The 24,295-nt window shown below is 43.1% G+C and carries 20 protein-coding genes and 3 tRNA genes; 10 read left to right on the top strand and 13 right to left on the bottom strand.

The features are described 5' to 3' along the window. Positions 1-61: 61 nt before the first annotated feature. Both pspB and pspA read right to left on the bottom strand, forming a co-directional pair. Positions 62-295, bottom strand: coding sequence for an envelope stress response membrane protein PspB (gene pspB, locus AB4135_RS04350; RefSeq protein ID WP_371990627.1), 234 nt, complete (start codon positions 293-295; stop codon positions 62-64). 20 nt (positions 296-315) lie between these two features. Further along, positions 316-999: a phage shock protein PspA gene (gene pspA / locus AB4135_RS04345; protein WP_371990625.1), complete on the bottom strand. Its 684-nt coding sequence runs from the start codon at positions 997-999 to the stop codon at positions 316-318. Positions 1,000-1,176: 177 nt separating this feature from the next. On the opposite strand from pspA, the gene pspF reads away from it, so the two are divergent. The 7 genes from pspF to fabV all read left to right on the top strand — a co-directional run bounded on the left by pspF (position 1,177) and on the right by fabV (position 9,074). Then, entirely contained in the window at positions 1,177-2,241 is a 1,065-nt protein-coding gene (pspF, locus tag AB4135_RS04340) for a phage shock protein operon transcriptional activator (RefSeq protein WP_371990624.1), read from the top strand. A 66-nt stretch (positions 2,242-2,307) separates the two neighbouring features. Further along, positions 2,308-3,936, top strand: coding sequence for an ABC transporter substrate-binding protein (locus tag AB4135_RS04335; RefSeq protein WP_371990623.1), 1,629 nt, complete (start codon positions 2,308-2,310; stop codon positions 3,934-3,936). Beyond that, positions 3,936-4,967, top strand: a complete 1,032-nt coding sequence (locus AB4135_RS04330; protein ID WP_371990621.1) for an ABC transporter permease — start codon at positions 3,936-3,938, stop codon at positions 4,965-4,967. The genes AB4135_RS04335 and AB4135_RS04330 overlap by 1 nt, the downstream gene beginning before the upstream one ends. Continuing rightward, positions 4,954-5,844: an ABC transporter permease subunit gene (locus AB4135_RS04325; RefSeq protein WP_020913308.1), complete on the top strand. Its 891-nt coding sequence runs from the start codon at positions 4,954-4,956 to the stop codon at positions 5,842-5,844. Before AB4135_RS04330 ends, AB4135_RS04325 begins: the two co-directional genes overlap by 14 nt. Before the next feature lie 4 nt (positions 5,845-5,848). Beyond that, positions 5,849-6,856, top strand: coding sequence for an oligopeptide/dipeptide ABC transporter ATP-binding protein (locus AB4135_RS04320; RefSeq protein WP_371990619.1), 1,008 nt, complete (start codon positions 5,849-5,851; stop codon positions 6,854-6,856). Continuing rightward, entirely contained in the window at positions 6,837-7,622 is a 786-nt protein-coding gene (locus AB4135_RS04315; RefSeq protein ID WP_371990617.1) for an ATP-binding cassette domain-containing protein, read from the top strand. Before AB4135_RS04320 ends, AB4135_RS04315 begins: the two co-directional genes overlap by 20 nt. A gap of 249 nt (positions 7,623-7,871) precedes the next feature. Further along, positions 7,872-9,074: an enoyl-ACP reductase FabV gene (gene fabV, locus AB4135_RS04310; protein ID WP_371990615.1), complete on the top strand. Its 1,203-nt coding sequence runs from the start codon at positions 7,872-7,874 to the stop codon at positions 9,072-9,074. 608 nt (positions 9,075-9,682) lie between these two features. Here fabV and AB4135_RS04305 read toward each other — a convergent pair. From AB4135_RS04305 to AB4135_RS04265, 9 genes are all read right to left on the bottom strand, one after another. After that, positions 9,683-11,542, bottom strand: a complete 1,860-nt coding sequence (locus AB4135_RS04305) for a SurA N-terminal domain-containing protein (RefSeq protein WP_371990613.1) — start codon at positions 11,540-11,542, stop codon at positions 9,683-9,685. 212 nt (positions 11,543-11,754) lie between these two features. After that, positions 11,755-12,042: a nucleoid-associated protein HU-beta gene (hupB, locus tag AB4135_RS04300; protein ID WP_220736800.1), complete on the bottom strand. Its 288-nt coding sequence runs from the start codon at positions 12,040-12,042 to the stop codon at positions 11,755-11,757. Between the two features lie 241 nt (positions 12,043-12,283). Next, on the bottom strand, positions 12,284-14,641 hold the full coding sequence (gene lon, locus AB4135_RS04295) for an endopeptidase La (RefSeq protein ID WP_220736741.1): 2,358 nt from the start codon (positions 14,639-14,641) through the stop codon (positions 12,284-12,286). Positions 14,642-14,789: 148 nt separating this feature from the next. Beyond that, the gene (gene clpX, locus AB4135_RS04290; protein ID WP_020913314.1) at positions 14,790-16,061 is read right to left on the bottom strand and encodes an ATP-dependent protease ATP-binding subunit ClpX; all 1,272 of its coding nucleotides are present in this window, start codon (positions 16,059-16,061) and stop codon (positions 14,790-14,792) included. Between the two features lie 84 nt (positions 16,062-16,145). Continuing rightward, positions 16,146-16,757 carry an ATP-dependent Clp endopeptidase proteolytic subunit ClpP gene (clpP, locus tag AB4135_RS04285; RefSeq protein WP_220736740.1) on the bottom strand — a complete coding sequence of 204 codons (612 nt, stop codon included), beginning with the start codon at positions 16,755-16,757 and terminating at the stop codon, positions 16,146-16,148. A gap of 89 nt (positions 16,758-16,846) precedes the next feature. Next, entirely contained in the window at positions 16,847-18,151 is a 1,305-nt protein-coding gene (tig, locus tag AB4135_RS04280) for a trigger factor (RefSeq protein WP_371990610.1), read from the bottom strand. A gap of 255 nt (positions 18,152-18,406) precedes the next feature. After that, a tRNA-His gene (locus tag AB4135_RS04275) sits at positions 18,407-18,482 on the bottom strand. Between the two features lie 8 nt (positions 18,483-18,490). Continuing rightward, positions 18,491-18,567: transfer RNA gene (locus AB4135_RS04270), tRNA-Arg, on the bottom strand. 64 nt (positions 18,568-18,631) lie between these two features. Next, a tRNA-Pro gene (locus AB4135_RS04265) sits at positions 18,632-18,708 on the bottom strand. Positions 18,709-19,497: 789 nt separating this feature from the next. On the opposite strand from AB4135_RS04265, the gene folD reads away from it, so the two are divergent. Next, a complete protein-coding gene (gene folD, locus AB4135_RS04260) occupies positions 19,498-20,358 on the top strand; it encodes a bifunctional methylenetetrahydrofolate dehydrogenase/methenyltetrahydrofolate cyclohydrolase FolD (RefSeq protein ID WP_371990608.1) in 861 nt (286 codons plus the stop codon). 83 nt (positions 20,359-20,441) lie between these two features. On the opposite strand, the gene cysS is transcribed toward folD, so the two are convergent. Further along, positions 20,442-21,821 carry a cysteine--tRNA ligase gene (cysS, locus tag AB4135_RS04255; RefSeq protein ID WP_371990606.1) on the bottom strand — a complete coding sequence of 460 codons (1,380 nt, stop codon included), beginning with the start codon at positions 21,819-21,821 and terminating at the stop codon, positions 20,442-20,444. Positions 21,822-22,133: 312 nt separating this feature from the next. Here cysS and AB4135_RS04250 point away from each other — a divergent pair, with 312 nt between their 5' ends. Together AB4135_RS04250 and AB4135_RS04245 are read left to right on the top strand one after the other, a co-directional pair. Next, positions 22,134-22,628 carry a peptidylprolyl isomerase gene (locus AB4135_RS04250; RefSeq protein ID WP_371990604.1) on the top strand — a complete coding sequence of 165 codons (495 nt, stop codon included), beginning with the start codon at positions 22,134-22,136 and terminating at the stop codon, positions 22,626-22,628. A gap of 10 nt (positions 22,629-22,638) precedes the next feature. Further along, on the top strand, positions 22,639-23,355 hold the full coding sequence (locus AB4135_RS04245; RefSeq protein ID WP_371990602.1) for a UDP-2,3-diacylglucosamine diphosphatase: 717 nt from the start codon (positions 22,639-22,641) through the stop codon (positions 23,353-23,355). Between the two features lie 33 nt (positions 23,356-23,388). On the opposite strand, the gene miaE is transcribed toward AB4135_RS04245, so the two are convergent. Further along, positions 23,389-24,168 carry a tRNA isopentenyl-2-thiomethyl-A-37 hydroxylase MiaE gene (gene miaE / locus AB4135_RS04240; protein WP_371990600.1) on the bottom strand — a complete coding sequence of 260 codons (780 nt, stop codon included), beginning with the start codon at positions 24,166-24,168 and terminating at the stop codon, positions 23,389-23,391. Positions 24,169-24,295 lie beyond the last annotated feature (127 nt).

The following is a 24,295-nucleotide window of genomic DNA, read 5'->3' as shown; positions in this document are numbered from 1 at the left end:
ACTCCTCCCTTATTTAATCGCTAGCTTGCAATGACTTACTTCAGTGGAAAAACCTTGTGATTTATTCATCACGTCCCCTCCACTGTGGTGCCTCGCTGTCTAAAATTGCCTCAAGCGTTTCAATTCGTTGTGACATCTTGTCGGCTTTAGCAATTAGCTCATTTAATTGAGCAAACTCTTCATCGGTAAGCCCCTGACTCACTTGTCTTTTACTGCGGTAGTGCAGTATTAACCAAATCGGAGCCACGATAATCATAAAAATAATAATTGGGGCTATCAAAATATCCATGTCCATAACTCACCTCTGCTCCGTTATTATTTAGTTTTCGCTTTAGCCTTGCTTCCCTTCATTTTAGCTTTAAGCGCTTCAAGCTCTTCGTTTACAGAATCTTCTGCTTCTAATGCTGCAAACTCATCACTAAGGGTTTTCTTGTTACCTAGATCATAAGCATCAACCTGTGACTCTAACCCTTCGACGCGACGCTCATACTGTTCAAACTTACTCATCGCGTTGTCTATCTTACTTGAATCTAACTGCTTTTTGACTTCAAGACGTGAAGATGCAGTTTGCTTACGCATGATGATAGTCTTTTGACGTGCTTTAGCATCGACAAGCTTCTCTTGTAATAAGCCAACTTCATCTTTTAGACGAAGAATATGCTCTTCAACAACAACCAACTCAGCAGCTAAAGTTTCGGCAAGCTCGTTGGCTTTTTGCTTTTCAATTAAGGCTGCTTTAGCAAGGTCTTCACGATCTTTCGACAATGCCAGTTCAGCTTTACTTTCCCAATCTTGTACTTGTTGTTGTACTTTAGCGATTCGACGGATGATCTCTTTCTTTTCAGCCAATACTTTTGCTGACGTTGAACGAACTTCTACTAAAGTATCTTCCATCTCTTGAATGATCAGACGAACCATTTTTTCAGGGTCTTCAGCTTTATCAAGTAATGCGCTGATGTTTGAATTTATGATGTCTGCAAAGCGTGAAAAAATTCCCATAATATTTTCCTTAAATTAACGTTGGTTTCGATAATTACCATTCACCATTCGTGCCAACTTTTTATTTCCAATACAATACAACACCTTAACCAAAATGTTAACTTTTGCTTTCATTTATAAACAGAGCATCATATTATTATTTTCACCAATTATTAGCGTGAAAGACTAAAACTTACTGTGAGTAATCAATTTCAGCAAGATAATCTTATTGGACAATCTAATGCATTGTTAGAGGTCCTTGAACATATTTCTCAAGTTGCTCCTTTGTCTAAACCTGTGCTGATCATTGGTGAGCGAGGCACAGGCAAAGAGCTTATCGCAGAGCGTTTGCACTATTTATCAAAGCGCTGGGACGAAAGCTTCATCAAACTGAACTGTTCATCACTGAGTGAAAATTTACTCGAAAGCGAGCTATTTGGCCATGATGCAGGTGCATTTACAGGCGCAAACAAGAAACATGAAGGACGATTTGAGCGTGCAAATGGCGGTACCCTTTTCTTAGATGAACTGGCCAATACCTCCGGGCTTATCCAAGAAAAGCTGTTAAGAGTCATAGAGTATGGTGAGTTTGAGCGTGTTGGCGGTAATAAAACCGTTAAAACCGATGTTAGACTAATTTGTGCAGCCAATGAAGATCTGCCCTCTTTAGCTGAAGCCGGCGAGTTTAGGCCCGACCTGTTAGATAGATTAGCCTTCGACGTTATCACGTTGCCACCACTGCGCCACCGTACTGAAGATATTATGGCACTCGCTGAGTACTTTGCTGTTGGTATGGCGCGACAACTCAAAATGGAGCTATTTGAAGGCTTTAGCCCACGCGCAGTGCAACAGTTAATGGAGTACCGTTGGCCAGGTAATATTCGAGAGTTAAAAAACGTTGCTGAGCGCAGTGTTTATCGCAATGCAGAAACAGGCAAAGCAATTGATGACATTATTTTAGATCCGTTTGCCTCTCCTTATCGACCAACGACTAGGGTCAAAACCAAAGAGAGACAACAGCTAGCTGATACGCCAGCTGCTAGTGTAAGCCCAGAGCCCAGCACAGAAAGCAGTAGCAACATCGGTGAGTCGTTGCACTTCCCTATCGATTTTAAAACTCATTGTGAAGACAATGAAGTAAACATACTCAAGCAAGCATTAGAAGCGGGTCAGTTTAACCAGAAAAAAACTGCAGAACTGCTTGGCTTGAGTTATCACCAACTTCGTGGAATTTTAAAGAAATACAACTTACTGGATAAATAATTGCTGTTACGCTGTTGGCACTGTTAAAATGTCTGTTAACGTTCAGAATAAAATAATGATTGCTTAATGAAACAGCAGCTCAAGCGAATAGGTCTAGTAATCTGTTTATCTGCGATAAACATGTTACTTGTTGCCTGTGGTCCGCAGAAGATCCCCACAGGCCTTGTCTATTGCTCCGAAGGCAATCCAGAAAGCTTTAATCCGCAAACGGTGACATCGGGAACCACTATCGATGCCACCTCGCAGCAGTTGTATGACACGCTCGTTGATTACGACCCCGTGACTAGCTCCATCATTCCGGCTTTAGCAACCTCTTGGTACAGCAGTGATGATGGCTTGAGTTATCGATTTAAACTGCGAAGCGGCGTTCAATTCCATCAAACGGATTACTTTACTCCAACTCGTCATTTCAATGCTGATGATATTCTATTTTCATTCAATCGCATTATTGATAATGAAAACCCTTATCACAAGGTTGCCTCTAATGGTTACCCATTTTTTCAGAGCATCGGGCTAAGCCAAACAGTCAGTAGCATAGAGAAAGTCGCTGATGACGAAATCATTTTTCATTTAAGCCATAGTGACGCTTCTTTTTTATCAAACCTGGCGACGGGATTTTCAATAATCTTATCCAAAGAGTACGCCGATAATTTACTCGCAAATAATAAAGCTGAAAATATCGATAGATACCCAATCGGAACAGGCCCTTTTAAGCTAACCAAATACGTAAAAAACGAGTATATTCGCTATCACCGAAATGAACTGTTTTGGCGAAAGCTGCCTGAATTTGAACACTTAGTTTTTGATATCACCCCCAGAAGTACCGCTCGATTGACCAAACTCATCACTGGTGACTGTAATGTGTCTGCACTGCCTAAAGCCGGTGAACTGCCTGTTATTAAGCAGCACCCGCATTTAGAATTAGATACCCAGCTTGGATTTAACGTCGCCTTTTGGGCATTCAATACCCAGAAAGCCCCATTTAATGATGTTAGAGTCAGACAAGCGCTGGCATATGCCGTAGATACTCAGAATATTTTAAGAGCCGTTTATCAAGAAACGGCCATTGAGGCGACAGGTATGTTGCCACCACAATCATGGGCTTACCGCTATAATAAAAGTAGCTATGACTATGACCCCAAAAAAGCTAAAGCATTACTAAAGCAAGCAGGGATAGATAAGTTAAATATTGATGTGTGGGCGATGCCGGTTGCCAGGATCTACAATCCAAATGCATTAAAAACAGCGGAGCTAATTCAAGCCGATCTGGCAAACATAGGCGTAACAGTCAACATTGTCACTTATGACTGGAGTGTTTTTAACCAAAAACTCAGCCGTAGAGACTATGATTCAGTGCTCATCGGCTGGAATGCTGATAATAGCGATCCAGACAACTTTTTCTCTCCTATGCTCAGTTGTGATGCACAGCGCTCTTCCAGCAATAGGGCTCAATGGTGTAACGCAAAGATGGATGACATTTTAGCTAAAGCCAAGGCCACGACAAATATAGCCGAGCGAAAAGCGCTTTATCAACAAGCAGAAAAGCTCTTTCGTGAACAACTGCCCATGCTGCCTTTTGCTCACGCGACCCAACTGACATTTAAGCAAAAAAATATCAAACAAACCCAGCTCACTCCATTTGGTGGGATCTCATTCGAAAACACCATGAAAATAGTCCCAGAGGATGAACACTAATGGGCCGGTATCTCTTAAGAAGACTTAACCTATTTTTAGCTACGTCTCTAGTATTAATCGCTGTACTGTTTATCACCACAAGTTACTTTCCGGTGGATCAACAGTACGCATTAACAGGGATAGAGTCACCAACATTACAGCAGCAAGCTTTAAGTCGCAGTGAGTTTAAGCTCGACAGTAATGGCTTCAATCAATTCCTGGCTTATACAGAGCAGCGCCTGAGCGGTAACCTCGGGCTGTCAGTCACCTCTCAGAAACCCGTCATTGACGAATTAACCCAAGTCTTGCCTGCATCATTTGAGCTGGCTATTTTTGCTGGATTCTTGGCCATACTTCTAGGGGTCCCACTTGGCGTTTTGGCATCATTAAGTAAAAATAAGATCACCCAGCACAGTATTATGGCTATTACACTGACAGGATATTCAATCCCGGTATTTTGGCTAGGGCTTACACTGTCACTATGGTTCGGAGTCGAACTCGGCTGGTTACCTATTTCAGGCCGTATAAATCTTTTATATGAGATAGAGCCGATAACTGGCTTTATGTTAATCGATACACTCTTGTCGCAATCAGTCTATCGTATATCGGCGTTCCTTGATGCACTGCAACATATTGTCTTGCCCGCTATCACACTTGCGGTATTACCCTTTACAGTGGTGGTAAGGATCACCCGTGCCGCCATGTTGCATATTATGAATGAACCCTATATTCGCGCTGCTGAAGCTCGCGGCTTGCATACGGGAACAATTGTATTGCGCCATGCACTTCCTAACGCGTTAATCCCTGTACTAAAGAATATGGGGTTGATGTTGGGTACGTTTGCTAGTTACGCAATGATTGTAGAAGTCATATTTTCATGGCCTGGAGTCGGTAGTTGGCTTGTCTCAGGAATTTATCAACGGGACTATACGGTGATCCAAGGCGGTGTTTTGGGTGTGGCATTGATTATTATCTTTTTCAGTATCCTAATAGAGGTACTCCATAACGCCATTAACCCTATTAGCAGGAAAGAAATATATGCCGCGAATTAGCATCTATCAGGAAGATGACATTCCTTCTCCTATGCGAAAGCTTTGGCAAGCATTTGCTGATAACCCATTTGCTCTCATGGGGTTGTGGGCAGTTACTTGTTTATTGTTTTTGGCTATTTTTGGCCCTTGGATAGCGCCATTTTCACCTGAACAACAAGATCCATTAGCGCTGCTGCTGCCCCCATCATGGGATGCCAGTGGCACAGTAGAGCACTTTCTTGGGACTGATGACTTAGGTCGAGATATTTTTAGTCGACTGCTTCATGGCGCACACTTAACATTTGGCATGGCACTAGCCATCGTTATGGCCTCTCTCGCGGTCGGATTTGTGATTGGCTCCATATCAGGCATGATGAAAGGACTGAAGTCTTCGATATTAAGCCACCTACTAGATGCATTGTTATCAATCCCATCGTTGTTAATGGCTATTTTAGTGGTCGCCGTTATGGGGCCAGGGCTAAGTAACGTTTTTTGGGCAGTCGGTATCGCATTAACGCCGCAGTTTGTTCGCGCAATTCACCAAGCGGTGCATGAAGAACTACAAAAAGACTACGTTACTGCAGCTAAACTTGATGGTGCGAACTCTATCCAAATATTTTGGTACGTCATAATGCCAAATGTATGGGAAACCCTCATTATTCAAACCACCTTAGCCATCTCTGCCGCTATTTTGGATATTGCAGCGCTTGGTTTTCTCAACCTCGGCGCCCAGGCACCGAGTCCAGAATGGGGCGCGATGGTGTCCCAAGGGCTGGATAACCTTCTAACAGCTCCCTGGACTGTGACAATTCCAGGGGTTGCGATTCTTTGCAGTGTGCTTGCCATTAACTTAGTTGGTGACGGATTAAGGTCGGCGTTATCGCCAATAAGAAACTAATAATATGCCACTTCTCGATATTAGAAATCTCACCATTGAACTTGATACCCCTCATGGACGCGTCAAAGCACTAGAGCGAGTATCGCTGACCATCAACCCTGGCGAGCTGCACGGTTTGGTCGGAGAGTCTGGTTCTGGACGTAGCTTATTGGCGCGAGCCATTTTAGGTGTGCCAGGCCACAACTGGACAATTACGGCTGACCGCATGATGTGGGACGGGCAGAACCTAATGGAGATGTCCACGAAACAAAGGCGTAACTTAATGGGCAGTGAGATTGCAATGATCTTTCAGGACCCAACCAGCAGTCTTGACCCCGCCATCTCCGTAGGCAGCCAAATCATTGAAGCTATGCCGATCGATAAGCACTTACCATTTTGGAAGCGCGGTAAAGTTCGCCGAAAAACAGCTGAAAAATGGTTGCATAAAGTCGGTATTAAGCACACAGATAAGGTCATGGATAGCTATGCTTGGGAGCTTTCCGAAGGCGAATGCCAAAAAGTGATGATCGCGATGGCCGTGGCTAACCAGCCTAGGTTACTCATCGCAGACGAACCAACTGATTCAATGGAACTTAGTACCCAAGCACAAATCTTTCGGCTATTGAGTAAGCTCAACCAGCTGCAGAATGTATCTATTTTATTAATTAGCCACGAGCTTGAAACTTTGTCAGGTTGGTGTGACCAACTTACTGTTCTATATTGTGGCCAAGTGATGGAGTCAGGCCCTACAGCAGAATTATTGGCGCAGCCTTTTCACCCATATACCGAAGCCCTAATTGAAAATGCACCCGATTATTCTGGTGAGTTAGCCCATAAATCAATGATGCAAACATTGCCGGGCTCAGCGCCCGCTTTACAACACTTGCCAATAGGATGTCGATTAGGTCCACGTTGCCCTCAAGCACAGAAAAAATGTGTAAGCCAGCCTAGCCTGTGCCATAAAAAAGATCGCTATTTCGCTTGCCATTTCCCATACCATAATGAGCCTTGTAATGACGACACCCCTTCTTAAAGTTACCAACCTGAGCAAAAGTTACTATGCAGGTTATAAGCGTTTCAAGCGTCAATATAATCAGGCATTGTCTCCCGTCTCTTTCGAACTAAAAACCGGTGAAACACTGGCTATAGTAGGTGAAGCCGGCTCTGGAAAAAGTACCATTGCAAGGATATTAGTTGGCGCCGAAATAAGAAGTGGCGGTGATATTTATTTCGAAGGTGAATCGCTTGATAAACATAATTTAAAGCAACGCTGCCGGATGATCCGGATGATATTCCAAGATCCCAACACCTCGTTAAATCCAAGACTAACCATTGGTGACTTACTCGACGAACCACTGAAGTTCAATACAGACCTCCCTGAAAGCGAAAGGCGAGCAATTGTGGTCGACAAACTTAGAAAAGTTGGCTTACTTTCAGAGCATGTCGACTTTTATCCGCATATGATCTCTGAGGGGCAAAAGCAACGAGTCGCCGTCGCTCGCGCATTAATGCTTGACCCTAAAATTATCATTGCAGATGAAGCGCTCACCGCGCTAGATCTCTCTGTTCGAGCACAGATATTAAATCTGCTACTAGAATTGCAAAAAGAGATGGGACTTTCCTACATCTTTGTGTCACACAATATGAACATTATCCGTCATGTCAGTGATAAAATAATGGTGTTAAAAAAGGGCGAGCTCATCGAAAAAGCCACCACTGAGCAGCTATTTAATGCGCCACAACACGAATACACTCAACGGCTAATTCAGGAGCAAAGCCTGTTCACACGTAAGAAATAATGCCGTCAGAATTAAGGGCTGCTGATAACGTTTATACAGTGTGTGATAACACGTCAAATACGACTTCATGCACTTAGCTGATATCCATAGATGCTTTAAGACCTTAGCACCCGCGGACATTCGCCTATTTGATACGATGACTATAACTGCTCCAACCACTGATAAAATCACCCAAATTAACGAAAATTAAGTGTCATTTGGTGTGGGTTTATTTATCCTAGATACAATTTTTTCAGAGAAATAGAAAATATGATTATCAAACCTAGAATCCGTGGCTTTATATGTACAACGACTCATCCTGTAGGTTGTGAAGCCAATGTACTTGAACAGATCAACATTACTAAAGCCAAAGGCAAAATTGCCAATGGTCCCAAAAAGGTATTAGTTGTTGGTTCTTCAAGTGGTTACGGTCTTTCTTCGCGGATCACTGCAGCATTCGGTAGTGACGCGGCCACCTTAGGTGTATTTTTTGAAAAACCAAGCTCAGAGAAGAAACCAGGTACCGCAGGTTGGTATAACTCTGCTGCATTCGATAAGTTTGCCAAAGCCGAAGGCCTATACTCGAAGAGTATTAACTGTGATGCCTTTAGCCATGAAGCGAAACAAAAAGCCATTGAACTGATCAAAGAAGACTTAGGCCAAGTCGATATGGTGGTTTACTCGCTAGCTTCTCCTGTCCGAAAACTTCCTGATAGCGGTGAGCTTATTCGCTCATCTTTAAAGCCAATCGGTGAACCTTATAAAGCGACAGCTGTAGACACCAATAAAGATATCATTATTGAAGCAAGCGTTGAGCCTGCTACAGAACAAGAGATTAATGATACCGTTACTGTCATGGGCGGTGAAGATTGGGAATTATGGATGCAAGCACTCGCTGAAGCGGGCGTATTGGCTGATGGTTGTAAAACCGTCGCCTATAGCTATATTGGTACCGAACTTACATGGCCAATCTATTGGCATGGCGCACTAGGTAAAGCAAAAATGGACCTAGATCGTGCAGCACACGCATTAGATGATAAATTATCAGCAACTGGCGGCAGTGCAAACGTAGCAGTACTGAAGAGTGTTGTTACCCAAGCCAGTTCAGCAATCCCAGTAATGCCATTGTATATTGCGATGGTATTTAAAAAGATGCGTGCAGAAGGCCTTCACGAAGGTTGTATTGAACAAATTAACCGCATGTTCAGCGAGCGTTTATACAAAGCCGATGGTAGTGCAGCAGAAGTCGATGACAGCAACCGCCTTCGTTTAGATGACTGGGAACTTCGAGAAGAGATCCAGCAACATTGTCGTGATATGTGGCCGCAAGTGACTTCAGAAAATCTAGCTGAATTGACTGATTACCGTGAATATAAAGAAGAGTTCTTGAAACTGTTTGGTTTCGGTATTGAAGGTGTTGATTACGAGCAAGATGTTAACCCTAATGTTGAGTTTGATGTGGTTTCTATCTAAATCTTAAATCATATGAAATTGTCGAAACGTCGCTAAATGCGGCGTTTTTTATGGCTAATACCACTGTTTTTACAAAGCGTACTAACAAGCCATCATTGATAATTATCACGAACACCCTCTCATGTATAATCTAGCCATGAAAGCTGCTGTAAGGCCTTTAAACAGCCGTCATCGTCTTATCCGGGCATACCCTCGCTTCTCAAAATTACAGCACAAAACCTATCAGTATAAAGATTTCACCGCTCAGCGAGAGTTTAGCGCCTTTGAGGCTTGCTGCTTCTGTGTTGAATAAACTCAGAAGGGAATAACCATTTCATTACCAATACGCTTTGAATTGAAAAGGTTGAGGGGCTCTGTACAGGTCAAATACTTAATGAAATTGGTATTAGTTCGTCAAGAATCACTCTGAGTAGACTAACTTTTATATTGATTGGTATTCAATCTAAGAATTAATACTGATTAACACCACAGAAGCACATCTCTTTGCTAACTGCCGTTAAATCAACATGCGCCCTACACGAGTCAAATTTTAGACACAAAAAAGCCGGCTATTGCCGGCTTTAAATATTGGTGAAGTCGCTTATTGCTTATTGCTTATTGCTTATTGCTTATTCAACAACTGGGTAAAGTACTTCGCCCTTAGCTTTTAAGCCAGCTATCACTGCACGGTAATCGTTTTCAGTGTATTGCGAGTTCAAACGCTGTTTTAATGCATCAATAAGGTTTGCATCAACACCTTTTGCGGCGTTTACCTTGTTAAGTACAACAACAGCGTAGCCTGTAGCAAGCGCAACTGTATCAACTGTAGCAGAATCTGTAGGCTGAGCCATAGCAAATGCTTTGCTCACAACAGCGCCATCAATGTCTTGCTCAAAGCGTGCTAACTTGTCTTTAACCAAGTAACCAGCTGTTATACCGTCAGCTTTAAATGCAGCCATTGCATCTTGCGCTTGTTGACGTGCATTTTCATTGGCTTGCTCTTGCTTCAAGCGGCCAGCAATGCTGTCTCTAACTTCGCCAATCGCCATAGAACCAGCCGCTTTATGCGAGTTAACGCGGATGACCACAACATGATTGGCTTCAACTTCAAGCACATCACTGTTCATGCCATCAAGCAATACATTAGAAGAAAACGCTTCTTTTAGGATAGCTGGCTTTGAAAACAGAGCTGGAGCGCTATTTCGAGTGAATTCAGGCGTTGTTTTAACTTCAACACCTAGCTCTCTCGCTGCCTCAGACAATGTATCAGGTACTTCGTAGCTTGTATCAGCAAGCACTTGCTGAAGTTCGTAGAACTTATCGACAGCTTGTCGCTCTTGCAGCTGTACAATGATTTTCTCTTTTACGTCAGCAAAAGGAGCTTCTGCACCGGCTTGAATATCTAGCGCTTTGATAATGTGGTAACCAAAGTTGGTCTTAACCACGTTGGAGTAGCTGCCTTTATCTAAGGCAAAAAGTGCTGCATCAAACTCTGGCTCCATGACGCCAGCTTCAAACCAATCAAGTTGTCCACCCTGCTCGCCACTAAATGTATCTTGCGACTCAGCTTTAGCAAGCTCTGCGAAATCTTCACCATTTTGTAGTTTTTGGTAAATGACTTCAGCTTTCTCTTCAGCATTATCATCATCTAGACCAATAAGGATATGTGCAGCTAAACGCTTCTCAGGCTGTAAATATTGAACTTTGTTCTCATCATAGTACGCTTTAGCTTCCGCTTCGGTCACTGTGATATCCGCTGCTAACTGCTTAGCATCGAGTTCAATATAGTTAAGGCTTACTATCTCAGGTCGTACAAATTGACCAAGATTCGAGTTGTAATACGTTTCAATCTGCTCATCAGTGACGCTCGCCGCAGCAAGGAACGGAGTAGAATCAATAACTAAATAATTAATATCGCGAGTTTGCCCCTGGATATTAGCCAAATATTCAGCTTCACCTGGCAACACAAACTCAGAACCAACTAGCGTTGCTACTAACTGACGACGTGTCATATCAGTACGCATCATGTCTCTGAATGAATTGGCTTGATAGCCTAACTGGCGCAAAATAGCTTGATAACGATCGTTATCAAATTTACCGTCAGTTTGGAACGCAGGTTCCTGCATAATCGCTGTGCGGATCTGTTCATCAGATACACGAAGTCCAAGCTCTGCAGCATTTTGATCAAGTAACTTTTCAGCCACAAGACGCTCTAATACACTTTGCTTAACGCTTTGCATATAGTTGTCGTCGGCAGATAAAGTCGAGAACATGTCTCCAAGCTGTTGCTCAAGACGACCACGTTCATTCTCATATGCTTGTTCTAACGCGGAGTTGCTGATCTCTTCACCATTTACGGTAGCAGCTGCAACCTCAGTTGAAGAACCTAAATAACTACTCACGCCCGTAAATGCAAATGAAAGTATCACTAAGACTAAAATGCTCTTTGCAATTACGCCTTGCGACCCTTCACGAATCTTTTCTAACATCAGACTTCTCGCTGGTTGCGATTAATAAAATAAAAAGGCGCATCACTTCTTGGATGCGCCTTTTTGTAATTTAATAGTAAAGAGACATATATCTCTTTACTCTTTTGACCACCACTAAGTAAATACTTAGCCATTGTCTTTTTGCTCGTAAAAAGCACTATCAAGTAGTGCTTTATACAATAACCTTACAAAAGCTGCAGTTAACGAATTTCTTAGTTAACAGCGTCTTTAAGCGCTTTACCAGCTTTAAATGCTGGAATGTTTGCTGCAGCGATCTTGATCTCTTTACCCGTTTGAGGGTTACGACCAGTGCGCTCTGCACGTTGACGCACTTCGAAAGTACCGAAACCAACAAGAGCAATCTTATCGCCTTCTTTTAGGCCGTCAGTAACAGCGCCAATGAAAGAATCTAATGCACGGCCAGCAGCGGCTTTAGAAATGTCAGCACCAGAAGCGATTTTCTCGATTAGTTCAGATTTGTTCATGTCATCCCCTTGAATGTAATTTTTGTACCGCACCCAAATCCTTGTCTAGAGCGGTCTGCGGAGGCTTTTTATAACAAGCTTGGAACCAAAGTTCAAGCCTTATAGGAAAACCAAATAAATATTTTAGGATACTGCTCAAAACCAGTCACTCCAAGGGCTGGAGCGACTGACTCTCCACAGACTTAGGCTACCACAGCTAGGGGCTTTGGTAAGCCCCTTTTTACACTTTTTTTGTGCAATACTGCAATTTATTGCGTTAGCCCACGTTTTCCACTACTTCAAAGCCTTCAACTGGGCGTTCTAACGCGTGTTTCAACACTTCTTCAACCCATTTCACTGGGTAAATTTTTAAGTCAGCGATAACATTTGCAGGAATTTCTTCCAAATCTCGTTCATTTTCCTTTGGAATTAGAACGACTTTGGTTCCACCGCGATGTGCTGCAAGTAATTTTTCCTTTAAACCACCTATCGGCAAGACTTCTCCACGAAGGGTGATTTCACCGGTCATGGCCACATCTGCTCGAACAGGATTGCCCGTTAAACTAGAGACTAGCGCTGTACACATTGCGGCACCGGCAGAAGGACCATCTTTAGGCGTAGCTCCTTCAGGAACGTGCACATGAATATCGCGTTTTTCGTAAAAATCTGGATTAATGCCCATCTGCTCAGCACGAGCACGAACAACCGTCATTGCCGCTTGAATCGATTCTTGCATGACATCACCCAAGGAACCGGTATAAGACAGTTTACCTTTACCCGGTACGGACGTTGCCTCAATCGTAAGCAAATCGCCACCGACCTCAGTCCATGCCAGACCTGTGACTTGGCCAATCTGGTTGTTTGACTCTGCTTTACCATAGTCACAACGCTGCACACCCAAGAACGACTTGAGGTTGTCTTGGTTGACCTCAACATGCTTAATACTCTTATCAAGCAAGATCTGTTTAACCACTTTACGACAGATTTTTGAAAGTTCACGTTCAAGTGCACGCACACCCGCTTCACGAGTGTAGTAGCGAATAATGCCAATGATGGCACTATCGTCAACTGTCACCTCTTTCGTTTTTAGGCCGTTACGTTCAATCTGTTTTGGCAACAAGTGTTGCTTGGCAATATTCAGTTTTTCATCTTCGGTATAACCCGACAAACGAATCACTTCCATACGGTCTAAAAGAGGCCCAGGTATGTTCATTGAATTCGATGTAGCAACAAACATTACATCAGACAGGTCATAATCGACCTCCATGTAATGGTCACTGAACGTTGCATTTTGTTCAGGATCAAGAACTTCCAATAATGCCGATGCTGGATCGCCACGCATGTCGCTACTCATCTTGTCGATTTCATCAAGCAAGAACAGTGGATTTTTCACACCCACTTTTGACATCTTCTGAATCACTTTACCTGGCATTGAACCGATATAAGTACGGCGATGCCCACGAATTTCAGCTTCATCTCTAACACCACCAAGAGCAACTCGCACGTACTTACGCCCTGTTGCTTTGGCGATAGATTGCCCTAAAGAAGTCTTACCAACACCAGGAGGTCCAACTAAACAAAGAATTGGCCCTTTAAGCTGTTTAACTCGGCTTTGTACCGCTAGGTATTCTAAAATACGTTCTTTAACTTTCTCAAGACCAAAATGGTCCGTATCAAGTACATCTTGTGCCTTGGCTAAATCACGCTTAATTTTTGAGCGCTTATGCCACGGGACGGATACCATCCACTCGACATAACTTCTTACCACTGTCGCTTCAGCTGACATTGGTGACATCATCTTTAACTTGTTGAGTTCAGCTTTCGCTTTTTCCTGAGCTTCCTCAGGCATCTTGGCTTCTTCTATCTTTTTCGCCAAGCTTTCAAACTCATCATGAGATTCGTCAATATCGCCGAGTTCTTTTTGAATAGCTTTCATTTGCTCATTCAAATAGTACTCGCGCTGACTTTTCTCCATCTGTTTTTTAACACGGCCGCGAATACGCTTCTCAACTTGTAATAAGTCGATTTCGGATTCCATCATCGCCATCAAATATTCGATACGCTCACCGACATCAACCATCTCAAGCACAGATTGCTTATCTTCTAGCTTAAGTGGCATATGTGCTGCCATCGTATCGGCAAGGCGCGCAGCCTCATCTATGCCAGACAGTGAGGTTAATACTTCAGGTGGGATCTTCTTGTTTAACTTGATGTAGCCTTCAAATTGGCCCACTGCAGAGCGAACAAGCACCTCTTCCTCTTTTTCTGTAAGAGGTTCAGACTCTAAATAGTGAGCCGTAGCTTGGAAGATATCATCCTGCTCTGAATAGTTGTCGATGCGAGCACGTTGGCCCCCTTCGACTAACACTTTTACGGTGCCGTCAGGGAGTTTTAAAAGTTGCAGGATTGAAGCTACTGTTCCAACGTCGAAAATATCGTCGCTGCTTGGGTCATCGAGCTCAGCATCACGCTGAGCGACCAAAATAATTTGTTTGCCTTGATCCATTGCTTTTTCTAAGCAACGAATGGACTTTTCTCGTCCTACGAATAACGGAATTACCATATGAGGATAAACCACCACATCTCTCAGTGGCAGTACGGGTAGTTCGATTCGCGTATCACGCTCTTGAGTCATAGCTCGATTCCGTTTTATATGAATACTTAAGAGTATATTGGGATGATTCGATAGGTTTCAATGGCGAATAACAATTAAATAATAAACTGCACAAAAAAGGAGCCATAAAGGCTCCTTTTCGATACGCTGATGCTATTGAAGCAATGACTTATTCAGCCGTTGCTGTTTGAGCTTCATTTGTCGCGTAGATAAGTATTGGTGTTGATTCGCCTTTCACGACCGACTCATCGACAACCACTTTAACCACATCATCAGTTGACGGTAAGTCATACATGATGTCGAGTAAAATACCTTCAACGATAGAGCGTAAACCACGAGCACCGGTTTTACGGGTCTGTGCTTTAAGAGCAATCGCTTTAAGTGCATCTTCTCTAAACTCTAGCTCAACATCTTCCATTTCAAACAAAGCAGCAAACTGCTTTGTTATGGCATTTTTAGGCTCAGAAAGAATTTGAATAAGTGCTGCATCATCAAGTTCAGCTAACGTAGCTAGAACAGGAAGACGACCAATAAACTCTGGAATTAGACCAAACTTCACCAGATCTTCAGGTTCTACTTGCAATAACGTGTCTGAGATTGTCGCTTTGTCAGCTTCGCCTTTAACTTCAGCGCCAAAACCAATACCAGTACCCACATGAGAACGTTGTTCAATCACTTTTTCTAGGCCTGCAAACGCACCACCACAGACGAACAGGATTTTTGAGGTATCAACCTGTAAGAACTCCTGCTGCGGATGCTTACGGCCACCTTGAGGTGGAACCGCAGCAACGGTACCTTCAATGAGTTTAAGCAAAGCTTGCTGAACACCTTCACCAGAAACATCACGCGTGATAGATGGGTTATCAGACTTACGACTGATTTTATCAATTTCATCGATATAGACGATTCCGCGCTGGGCTTTCTCTACATCATAGTCACACTTTTGCAGTAGTTTCTGAATGATGTTCTCTACATCTTCACCGACATAACCCGCTTCAGTAAGCGTTGTAGCATCAGCCATAGTAAACGGTACATTCAAGAAACGAGCAAGCGTCTCTGCAAGTAGTGTCTTACCACTACCTGTTGGGCCAATCAGCAAGATATTACTCTTACCCAGCTCAACCCCATCTTTAGGGCTGGCATTTTTAAGACGTTTGTAATGGTTATAAACCGCTACTGACAACACCTTCTTTGCTTTGTCTTGGCCAATAACATAATCGTCCAAGTGCGCTCGTAATTCATGCGGTGTTGGCAACTTGTCTTGATCTTGCTTAGGAGAGATCTCTTTAATCTCTTCCCTAATAATGTCGTTACAGAGTTCTACACATTCATCGCAAACATATACAGAAGGTCCAGCAATAAGTTTTCTTACTTCATGCTGGCTCTTTCCACAAAAAGAGCAGTACAGCAGCTTGCCGCCGTCACCTTTGTTCTCGCTCATTACCTTACCTCTGTTTGCAGCCAAAAGACTGCAGGATTCTTTATTTCGCTTCTTTACTCAGCATAGCTCAGCAGAAAGTAAAAATCAGCCTCGTTTTGCTAAAACTGAATCAACTAGACCGTATTCAGCTGCTTCGTCAGCACTCATAAAGTTATCACGGTCAGTATCACGCTCAATAACTTCAAGTGGCTGACCCGTATGTTCGGCTAGCATAGTGTTCAACTTGTTCTTTATGCCTAAGATTTCTTGTGCATGAATAGCAATGTCTGATGCCTGGCCTTGGAACCCACCTAATGGCTGATGGATCATAACACGTGAATTAGGTAAACAATGACGTTTTCCTTCTGCTCCACCTGCGAGTAAGAATGCGCCCATACTCGCTGCTTGACCGATACATACCGTACTTACGTTTGGCTTGATGAACTGCATCGTGTCATAAATAGCCATACCCGCTGTAACAGAACCGCCTGGCGAGTTGATATAAAGGTAGATATCCTTATCTGGGCTTTCTGACTCCAAAAACAGTAACTGAGCCACGATAAGGTTCGCCATATGCTCTTCAACTTGACCAACTAAAAAGATCACTCGCTCTTTTAAAAGACGAGAATAGATATCGTATGAGCGTTCACCTTTAGCTGTTTGTTCAACAACCATAGGCACAAGTGCATTAAGTACTGATTCTGGTGCTTTGTGCATGATTAACTTCCCTAAATAAAAATGGCTCGCATGAGGAACCTCATACGAGCCATTATAAATGGCTAATAGCCATTTAAGTCAAGCGATCGTTATGCGCGACCGGTAGCCTTGTTCATAAATTCTTCAAAATTGACTTCTTTTTCAGTCAAAGTTGCAGTTTTCAGTAACTCTTCTACTGCTTGCTCTTCAAGTGCAACGTTACGCATATTTTGCATAAGCTCTTCGTTACCATTGTAGTAAGCAACAACTTCACTTGGATCTTCGTATGCAGACGCCATTGAAGCGATTAAACCTTGAACACGTTCGTCTTCAGCTTTAAGTTCGCTAGTCTTGATAACTTCACCAAGTAGTAGACCAACTTTAACGCGACGCTCAGCTTGTTCAGTGAACAGGTCAGCTGGCAGTTCAGGCATGCTTGCGGCTTGATCACCAAAACGTTGCATAGCTTGCTTACGCAATACTTCTACTTCGCCTTCGATCAATGCTTTTGGTAGTTCCAAAGCATTTTGCTCAACTAAACCGTTAAGCACTTGCTCTTTAACATTCGCTTTAAGCGCTTGCTCAAGTTCACGACCCATGTTCTTGCTGATTTCAGCACGTAACGCGTCGATTCCGCCTTCGTTAACACCAAATAGTGTCGCGAACTCGTCATTAACTTCAGGAAGGTCAGCACCTTGAACTTCAGTCAAAGTAATAACAAACTTAGCTGCTTTACCTTTCAAGTTCTCTGCGTGGTAATCTTCAGGGAAAGTAACTTCGATTTCGAACTCTTCACCTGCTTTATGCCCTTCAACACCAGATTCGAAACCTGGGATCATACGGCCGCTGCCTAGTTGTAGTTCGAAATCATCAGCTTTTCCGCCTTCAAACTCTTCACCGTCAACTGAACCAACGAAGTTGATTTTAGCTTTATCGCCTTCAGCAGCTGCACGCTCAACAACTTCAAAAGAAGCATGTTGGTTACGTAGCGTTTCAATCATTGCGTCAACATCAGCTTCTGTTACTTCTGCTTTAGGTTGCTCAACAGCAATTGACTCTAGACCTTTAAGTTCTACTTCTGGGTAGATTTCAAAAGTAGCAACAAACTCAAAGCTTTCGCCTTCAGTTGTTCCAGGAGCGAAAGTTGGTGCGCCCGCTGGGTTCAACTTTTCAGCAATAATAGCTTCAACAAAGTTGCGCTGCATCACTTCACCAGTGATGTCTTGACGAATAGCTTTACCATAACGCTTATTAATAACGCTTACAGGTACTTTTCCTGGACGGAAACCTGGGATACGAGCACGCTTAGCTTCACTTTTTAATGCTTCTTTAACTGTATTTTCGATCTGCTCAGCAGGTACCGAAATAGTTAGGCGACGCTCTAGGCCTTGTGTGGTTTCTACAGAAACTTGCATTTTTTTACCTCGAAATATGTCTATCGTCCTTTGTAATAGTCGAAATTTCAACTATTAAGGTATTCGTTTCTTGACTCGTAAATTTAACCAAAATGCCCATAAACGCTGACGTTCGGCACTGGTCACTCTTAGTTGATAATGATCAAGACGCGACATTATAGCTATCGAATGCGCTGGAGTCGAGCCTCAAAGCATGATTTACAGACGTAAAAAAAGCGACCTAGGGTCGCTTTTTGAACTTCTTTACAGAATGAGTGGGGTGACTGATGGGGCTCGAACCCACGACAACCGGAATCACAATCCGGGGCTCTACCAACTGAGCTACAATCACCACAAAAATGGTACGCCCGGCAGGATTCGAACCTGCGGCCACCCGCTTAGAAGGCGGGTGCTCTATCCAACTGAGCTACGGGCGCTCGGCAATGAAATAAATTCATTTCCTGAACTGGGCAACTAACGTTCCACGTTAGCCTAAAAATGTGGTCGGTGATAGAGGATTCGAACCTCTGACCCTCTGGTCCCAAACCAGATGCGCTACCGGGCTGCGCTAATCACCGAAATTGAAACTTAGTGAAAATACATATTTGGGAAATATTTTCAGTTTCTGTTTTCAACGAGCTGTCTCGTTGAGAACGGAGCGCATAGTAGCCCTTAGCCTAAAAGTCGTCAACGACTTTTTTAAAAAAATCATTCGCCTGCTTATTTAACACGCTATAGCGCTACTCATTGATGTCTTCCTAAACAATGTGTTCAACATAACAACAATTCGGTCGGTATTTTAATATAGCGGTTTATCAAGCAGCAGCCACATTTACCGAATTAAATAACAGCTTTATTTTACGGCGTAGCGATAAACTATAAGTTTTCAATTGAATGATTCTAGTGGCAGTTGTTCTTTCACGGTTGTGTTGCCGTTGTTTACTAGCTATTTTGACAAGTCCGAGGCTATACCGTTTAGTTTTTGTGCACCAATAGCCTACCGCATAGTAATAATAGCCAAGAAACCTGGCCCTTTGGGGGTAATTCAGTGCTTCTATAAACGGTGTTATCAGCTTTTCACTTAACCTACTAAATCGCTTTGGCTAAATATCAGCTTTGGCTGGGCTCAATCAGTCAATAATATGCAATTATAGCTATAAGTTTCACCAACGGTAGCGATAGCCGTTTTAATCAGCAGTTCAATTTGAGCCGCCCCCGCTAATGCATACTTTCTACAACTTAAAGCTAAACCATTATCCGTATTTGAGAACTGATTGTTAACAACCTAAATCAATGACACCTCGGACATGTCCTGCTAAAATGTCGCCGTTTTCCATTATCGTGCCGTATAAAGGACACCTTGCCCCATGACCGCTCAAAACATCGATGGTAAAGCTATCGCTCAAGCCATTCGAACTAAGCTCAAAGACAAAGTCACCGCCCGAAAAGAGGCTGGTCAAAGAGTACCAGGTTTAGCTGTAATTCTCGTTGGAGCGGACCCAGCTTCACAAGTTTATGTTGGCAGTAAACGTAGAGCCTGTGAAGAACTCGGATTCATCTCACGCTCATACGACTTAGACAGTTCAACTTCTGAAGATGCCCTGTTATCTCTCATTGACGAGTGTAATGCAGATCAGAGTATTGATGGTATTTTGGTCCAACTGCCACTGCCAGAGCATATTGAAGAGTCCAAGGTTATTGAACGTATCCGTCCAGATAAAGATGTCGACGGCTTTCATCCTTATAACGTCGGCCGACTCGCTCAGCGCATTCCAGTACTGCGCTCATGCACTCCTATGGGTATTATGACTCTTATTCAGTCGACTGGTGTCGATACCTACGGTTTAGATGCCGTGGTTGTTGGCGCGTCTAATATCGTCGGCCGTCCAATGTCGTTAGAGTTACTTCTCGCGGGTTGTACGACGACAACTTGTCACCGCTTCACTCGTAATCTTGAGCAGAAAGTGAGACAAGCCGATTTGGTCGTGGTTGCCGTTGGTAAGCCTGGATTCATTCCTGGGGAATGGATTAAGCCTGGCGCAATTGTGATTGATGTCGGTATTAATCGTCTAGAAAACGGTAAGCTAGTTGGTGATGTTCAGTTTGAGAAAGCAGCTGAAAATGCAAGCTTCATCACGCCAGTCCCTGGTGGTGTTGGTCCAATGACCATTGCGAGCTTGTTAGAGAACACACTTTACGCCTGCGAGCAGTATCACGATCACGACTGATACAGTGCTAGATACTAAAAGCATAAATGTTCCAGACATAAAAAAAGCCTGCTAATGCAGGCTTTTTTATTCAAGCGTTAGTGTTACTTCTTACGCCAAGTGGTGCCTTCGGGACCATCTTCAAGGATAACACCCAGAGCATTAAGTCCATCTCGCGCCACATCAGCTGCGGCCCAATCTTTCTCAGTTCGTGCTCGATTACGCTCAACAATTAACGCTTCAATCTCAGCCACTTCATCATCACTTCCTTCGCCTTTAAAGAAAGTATCAACATCTTGACCTAGGATCCCTAACACATCAGCAAGCTGCTTTAAGGCAACCCCTAATGCAGAAGCTTGTGCCATATCTGCCAATTTAAGACGATTAATTTCACGCACCATCTCAAACAATACTGAATAAGCTTCAGGAGTATTGAAGTCATCATCCATTGCACGCTTAAATTGCGCGATAAACTCTTCAGCAGGTGCAGCATCTACCGTAAGATCCAAATCTTTTAGCGCAGTGTAAATACGCTCTAATCCAGATTTAGCCTGCTTAAGGTTCTCTTCTGAGTAATTAAGCTGGCTACGATAATGACCTGACAACAAGAAATAACGCACTGTTGCGGCATCGTAATGATTTAATACGTCACGGATAGTGAAGAAGTTGTTCAACGATTTTGACATCTTCTCCTTATCAACCATAACCATGCCGGTATGCATCCAGTAGTTTACGTACTGAGTGTCGTGTGCACAGCAAGACTGGGCGATTTCGTTCTCATGATGAGGGAACTGAAGATCTGAGCCACCACCATGGATATCAAAATGGTTACCAAGATGCTTACTGTTCATTGCTGAACATTCGATGTGCCAACCAGGACGCCCTGGTCCCCAAGGAGAATCCCAAGTTGGTTCACCAGGCTTAGACATTTTCCATAGAACAAAGTCCATCGGATCACGTTTAGCATCTTCAACTTCTACTCGAGCGCCAGCTTGCAACTGTTCAAGGTTTTGCCCAGATAAACGGCCATATTCAGGGAAAGAAGATACACTGAATAATACATCACCATTAGCGGCCACATAAGCATGGTCACGAGCAATAAGCTTCTCTACCATCTCGATGATTTCTGGCATGTGCAGTGTTGCACGTGGCTCAAAATCAGGACGCGCCATATTAAGAGAATCGAAATCTCTGTGCATCTCACCAATCAAACGTTCTGTTAATGAGTCACAACTCTCATTGTTTTCATTAGCACGCTTGATAATCTTGTCATCAACATCGGTGATATTGCGCTGAAAATTAACGTCATAACCGCTATACCTCAAGTACCTTACAATCATGTCAAATGAAACAAAAGTACGTCCATGACCGATATGACATAAATCATAAATGGTCACCCCACACACATACATACCTATTTTTCCGGGCTGTATTGGTACAAACTGTTCTTTTTGGCGGGTAAGCGTATTGTAAAGCTTCAACATTGATTATTCTCTTCAACGGCTATATTCAGAAATAGGTCGTTCAGTCTACCACTGCAAAACTCACGGTTCCAAGCTGTTTTCCCATACCAAGTGCGCAAAATCGTGCAGAAGTGATTAATATTGTCTAGAAAGCCTTCTCTGGTGCAACTTGTTTGCATTATTAACTACAACCACGACTTTACTGGTTGCTTATTAGCTGTTCACTGAGTGCTTTTTTTAAAGTGACAAATCACGCAACACTTTATGCAGCAGCGCAATTACGTTAGAATTCAGCCATTATTTACCATGTGTTAAATTGCGAGAGTTAAAATTATGATCACACTTCATACCAACCACGGCGAAATCAAGCTTTCTCTTGACGCTGAAAAAGCACCAAAAACTGCAGCTAACTTTGAAAAATATGTCAAAGAAGGCTTTTACGATGGAACCGTTTTTCACCGTGTTATTGACGGTTTTATGGTTCAAGGTGGTGGTTTTACTGAAGATATGGAACAGAAGCGCAGCGGTGAGACCATTGAAAACGAAGCAAACAATGGCCTATCAAACAAAGTCGGTACCATTGCTATGGCACGAACTTCAGATCCACATTCAGCAACGGCTCAGTTCTTTATCAACATCAACGATAACACCTTCTTAGACTTTAAGTCTGAGTCAGCACAAGGTTGGGGTTACTGTGTATTTGGCGAAGTCGCTGAAGGCATGGACGTTGTTAATAAGATTAAAGCAGTCAGCACCGGTAACCGTGGCATGCATCAAGACGTTCCTCTTGAGGCTGTTATCATCGAAAAAGTGACTATCGAAGAGTAAGATTGACTCGATGCGCACACTTTTTGTGGGCGATCTGCACTTAAGTGCCGATCGTCCCGATATTACCCAAGCTTTTCTTACCTTCTTAGACACTCAACTTAGCGATGCCTCAGCGCTCTATATCCTAGGCGATCTGTTTGAAGTTTGGGTGGGCGATGACATTGCAGAGCCATTTGCAAATCAGCTAGCTGATGCCATTCAATTGGCCTCAAAAAAATTGCCAGTCTTCTTTATCCATGGCAATAGAGACTTTCTTATCGGCAATGCGTTTGCAAAGCGCAGTGGCATGACCTTATTACCTGAAGTTTTCACGGTTAATTTATATGGTGTAGACACCGTTATCTTGCATGGTGACAGCCTCTGTACCCTAGATAAACCATACCAGCGTTTTAGAAAGTTTCGCAATATGGCATGGGCAAAGTGGCTATATGCACACCTATCAAAATCCAAAAGACTTGGGATTGCCGCAAAGTTAAGAAGTAACAGTCAAAGCAGCAATCAACAAAAAAGCGATAGCATTATGGATGTAGAGCCCGACGCTGTACTCAAACTGCTTGAAGAAACTCAAACGCAGCAGATGATCCATGGCCATACGCATCGCCCTGCAATCCATCAGCTTGCTAATGGAAAACGTCGAATTGTTGTCGGTGATTGGTATGAACAAGGCAGCATGCTTTGTGTTAGCCAAGATAATATTGAGCTAATAGAGTTACCGTTTGGCAAGTAATCCCCTACTTGCCTCTCATCTTTTTCGCCGCTTTTAAACAGCTTCCATAATCAATGGCGCTCCACTGTGAAACTTAAAGTCCTCATCTAAAGACGAAATAAGCTCTGCCTCTACGTCGGCAAAATGGGCAACTCTATCGGCTATATCCGTGGTCGAAATCGCCTGAGCGAGTGTTAAATAATCTTGATAGTGACGCGCTTCTGAGCGCAATAAGGAGATATAAAACTTCTTCAATTCGTCATCTAAATGAGGTGCCAGCTTGGCAAAACGTTCACAAGAACGAGCTTCAATAAATGCCCCTACAATGAGCTTATCAATAAGCGTGGCAGGTTCATGGGTTCTCACCTGTTTCATCATACCCTTTGCATACCGACCAGCTCGGGCATTGCGATACTCAATACCGCGGCTATGCATAATCTCTAATACTTGCTCAAAATGGTGAAATTCCTCTTTGATCAACCGCACCATCTTTTGAATCAAGTCCGCACTATGATCAAAATCCTGACGGGCAACGAGCTCAGCCGCTAACTCATTTTTCTTACTCTCTTTCGACAGAAATGCAGCTACATCTCGATCCTTAATATAAACAAAATCTTCATAAGGTTTTGCCCAGGCTAATAAAATCTTGCCACTTGGTTTATCGATGGCATATTTACGTACCAAAAACATCGCCGTCTGCGCCGCTTTTAACTCACAGTTACAGTGATCAATCAGCAAACCTTTTAACTGCTCAGGCTTTTTTGCTTCTTCAATCCAACTATCCGGGGTTTCACATTTCAAAAATGAGTAAATAGGGGCAAGTAACTGCTGCATGCTATGGCTCTTTACGCTGTTCGTTAGAGTTAACTATTTTATCAGTAATTTCCTGCACAATCCTAGCTTAACATCTATGCTTAAAATGATTGGCTTGACTCTTGGTTAGTTTTGTTCAATAAATAGC

Source organism: Shewanella sp. 10N.286.54.B9, from assembly GCF_041468565.1.
Lineage (GTDB): Bacteria > Pseudomonadota > Gammaproteobacteria > Enterobacterales > Shewanellaceae > Shewanella.
This window is presented reverse-complemented; position numbering and strand designations above follow the sequence as displayed.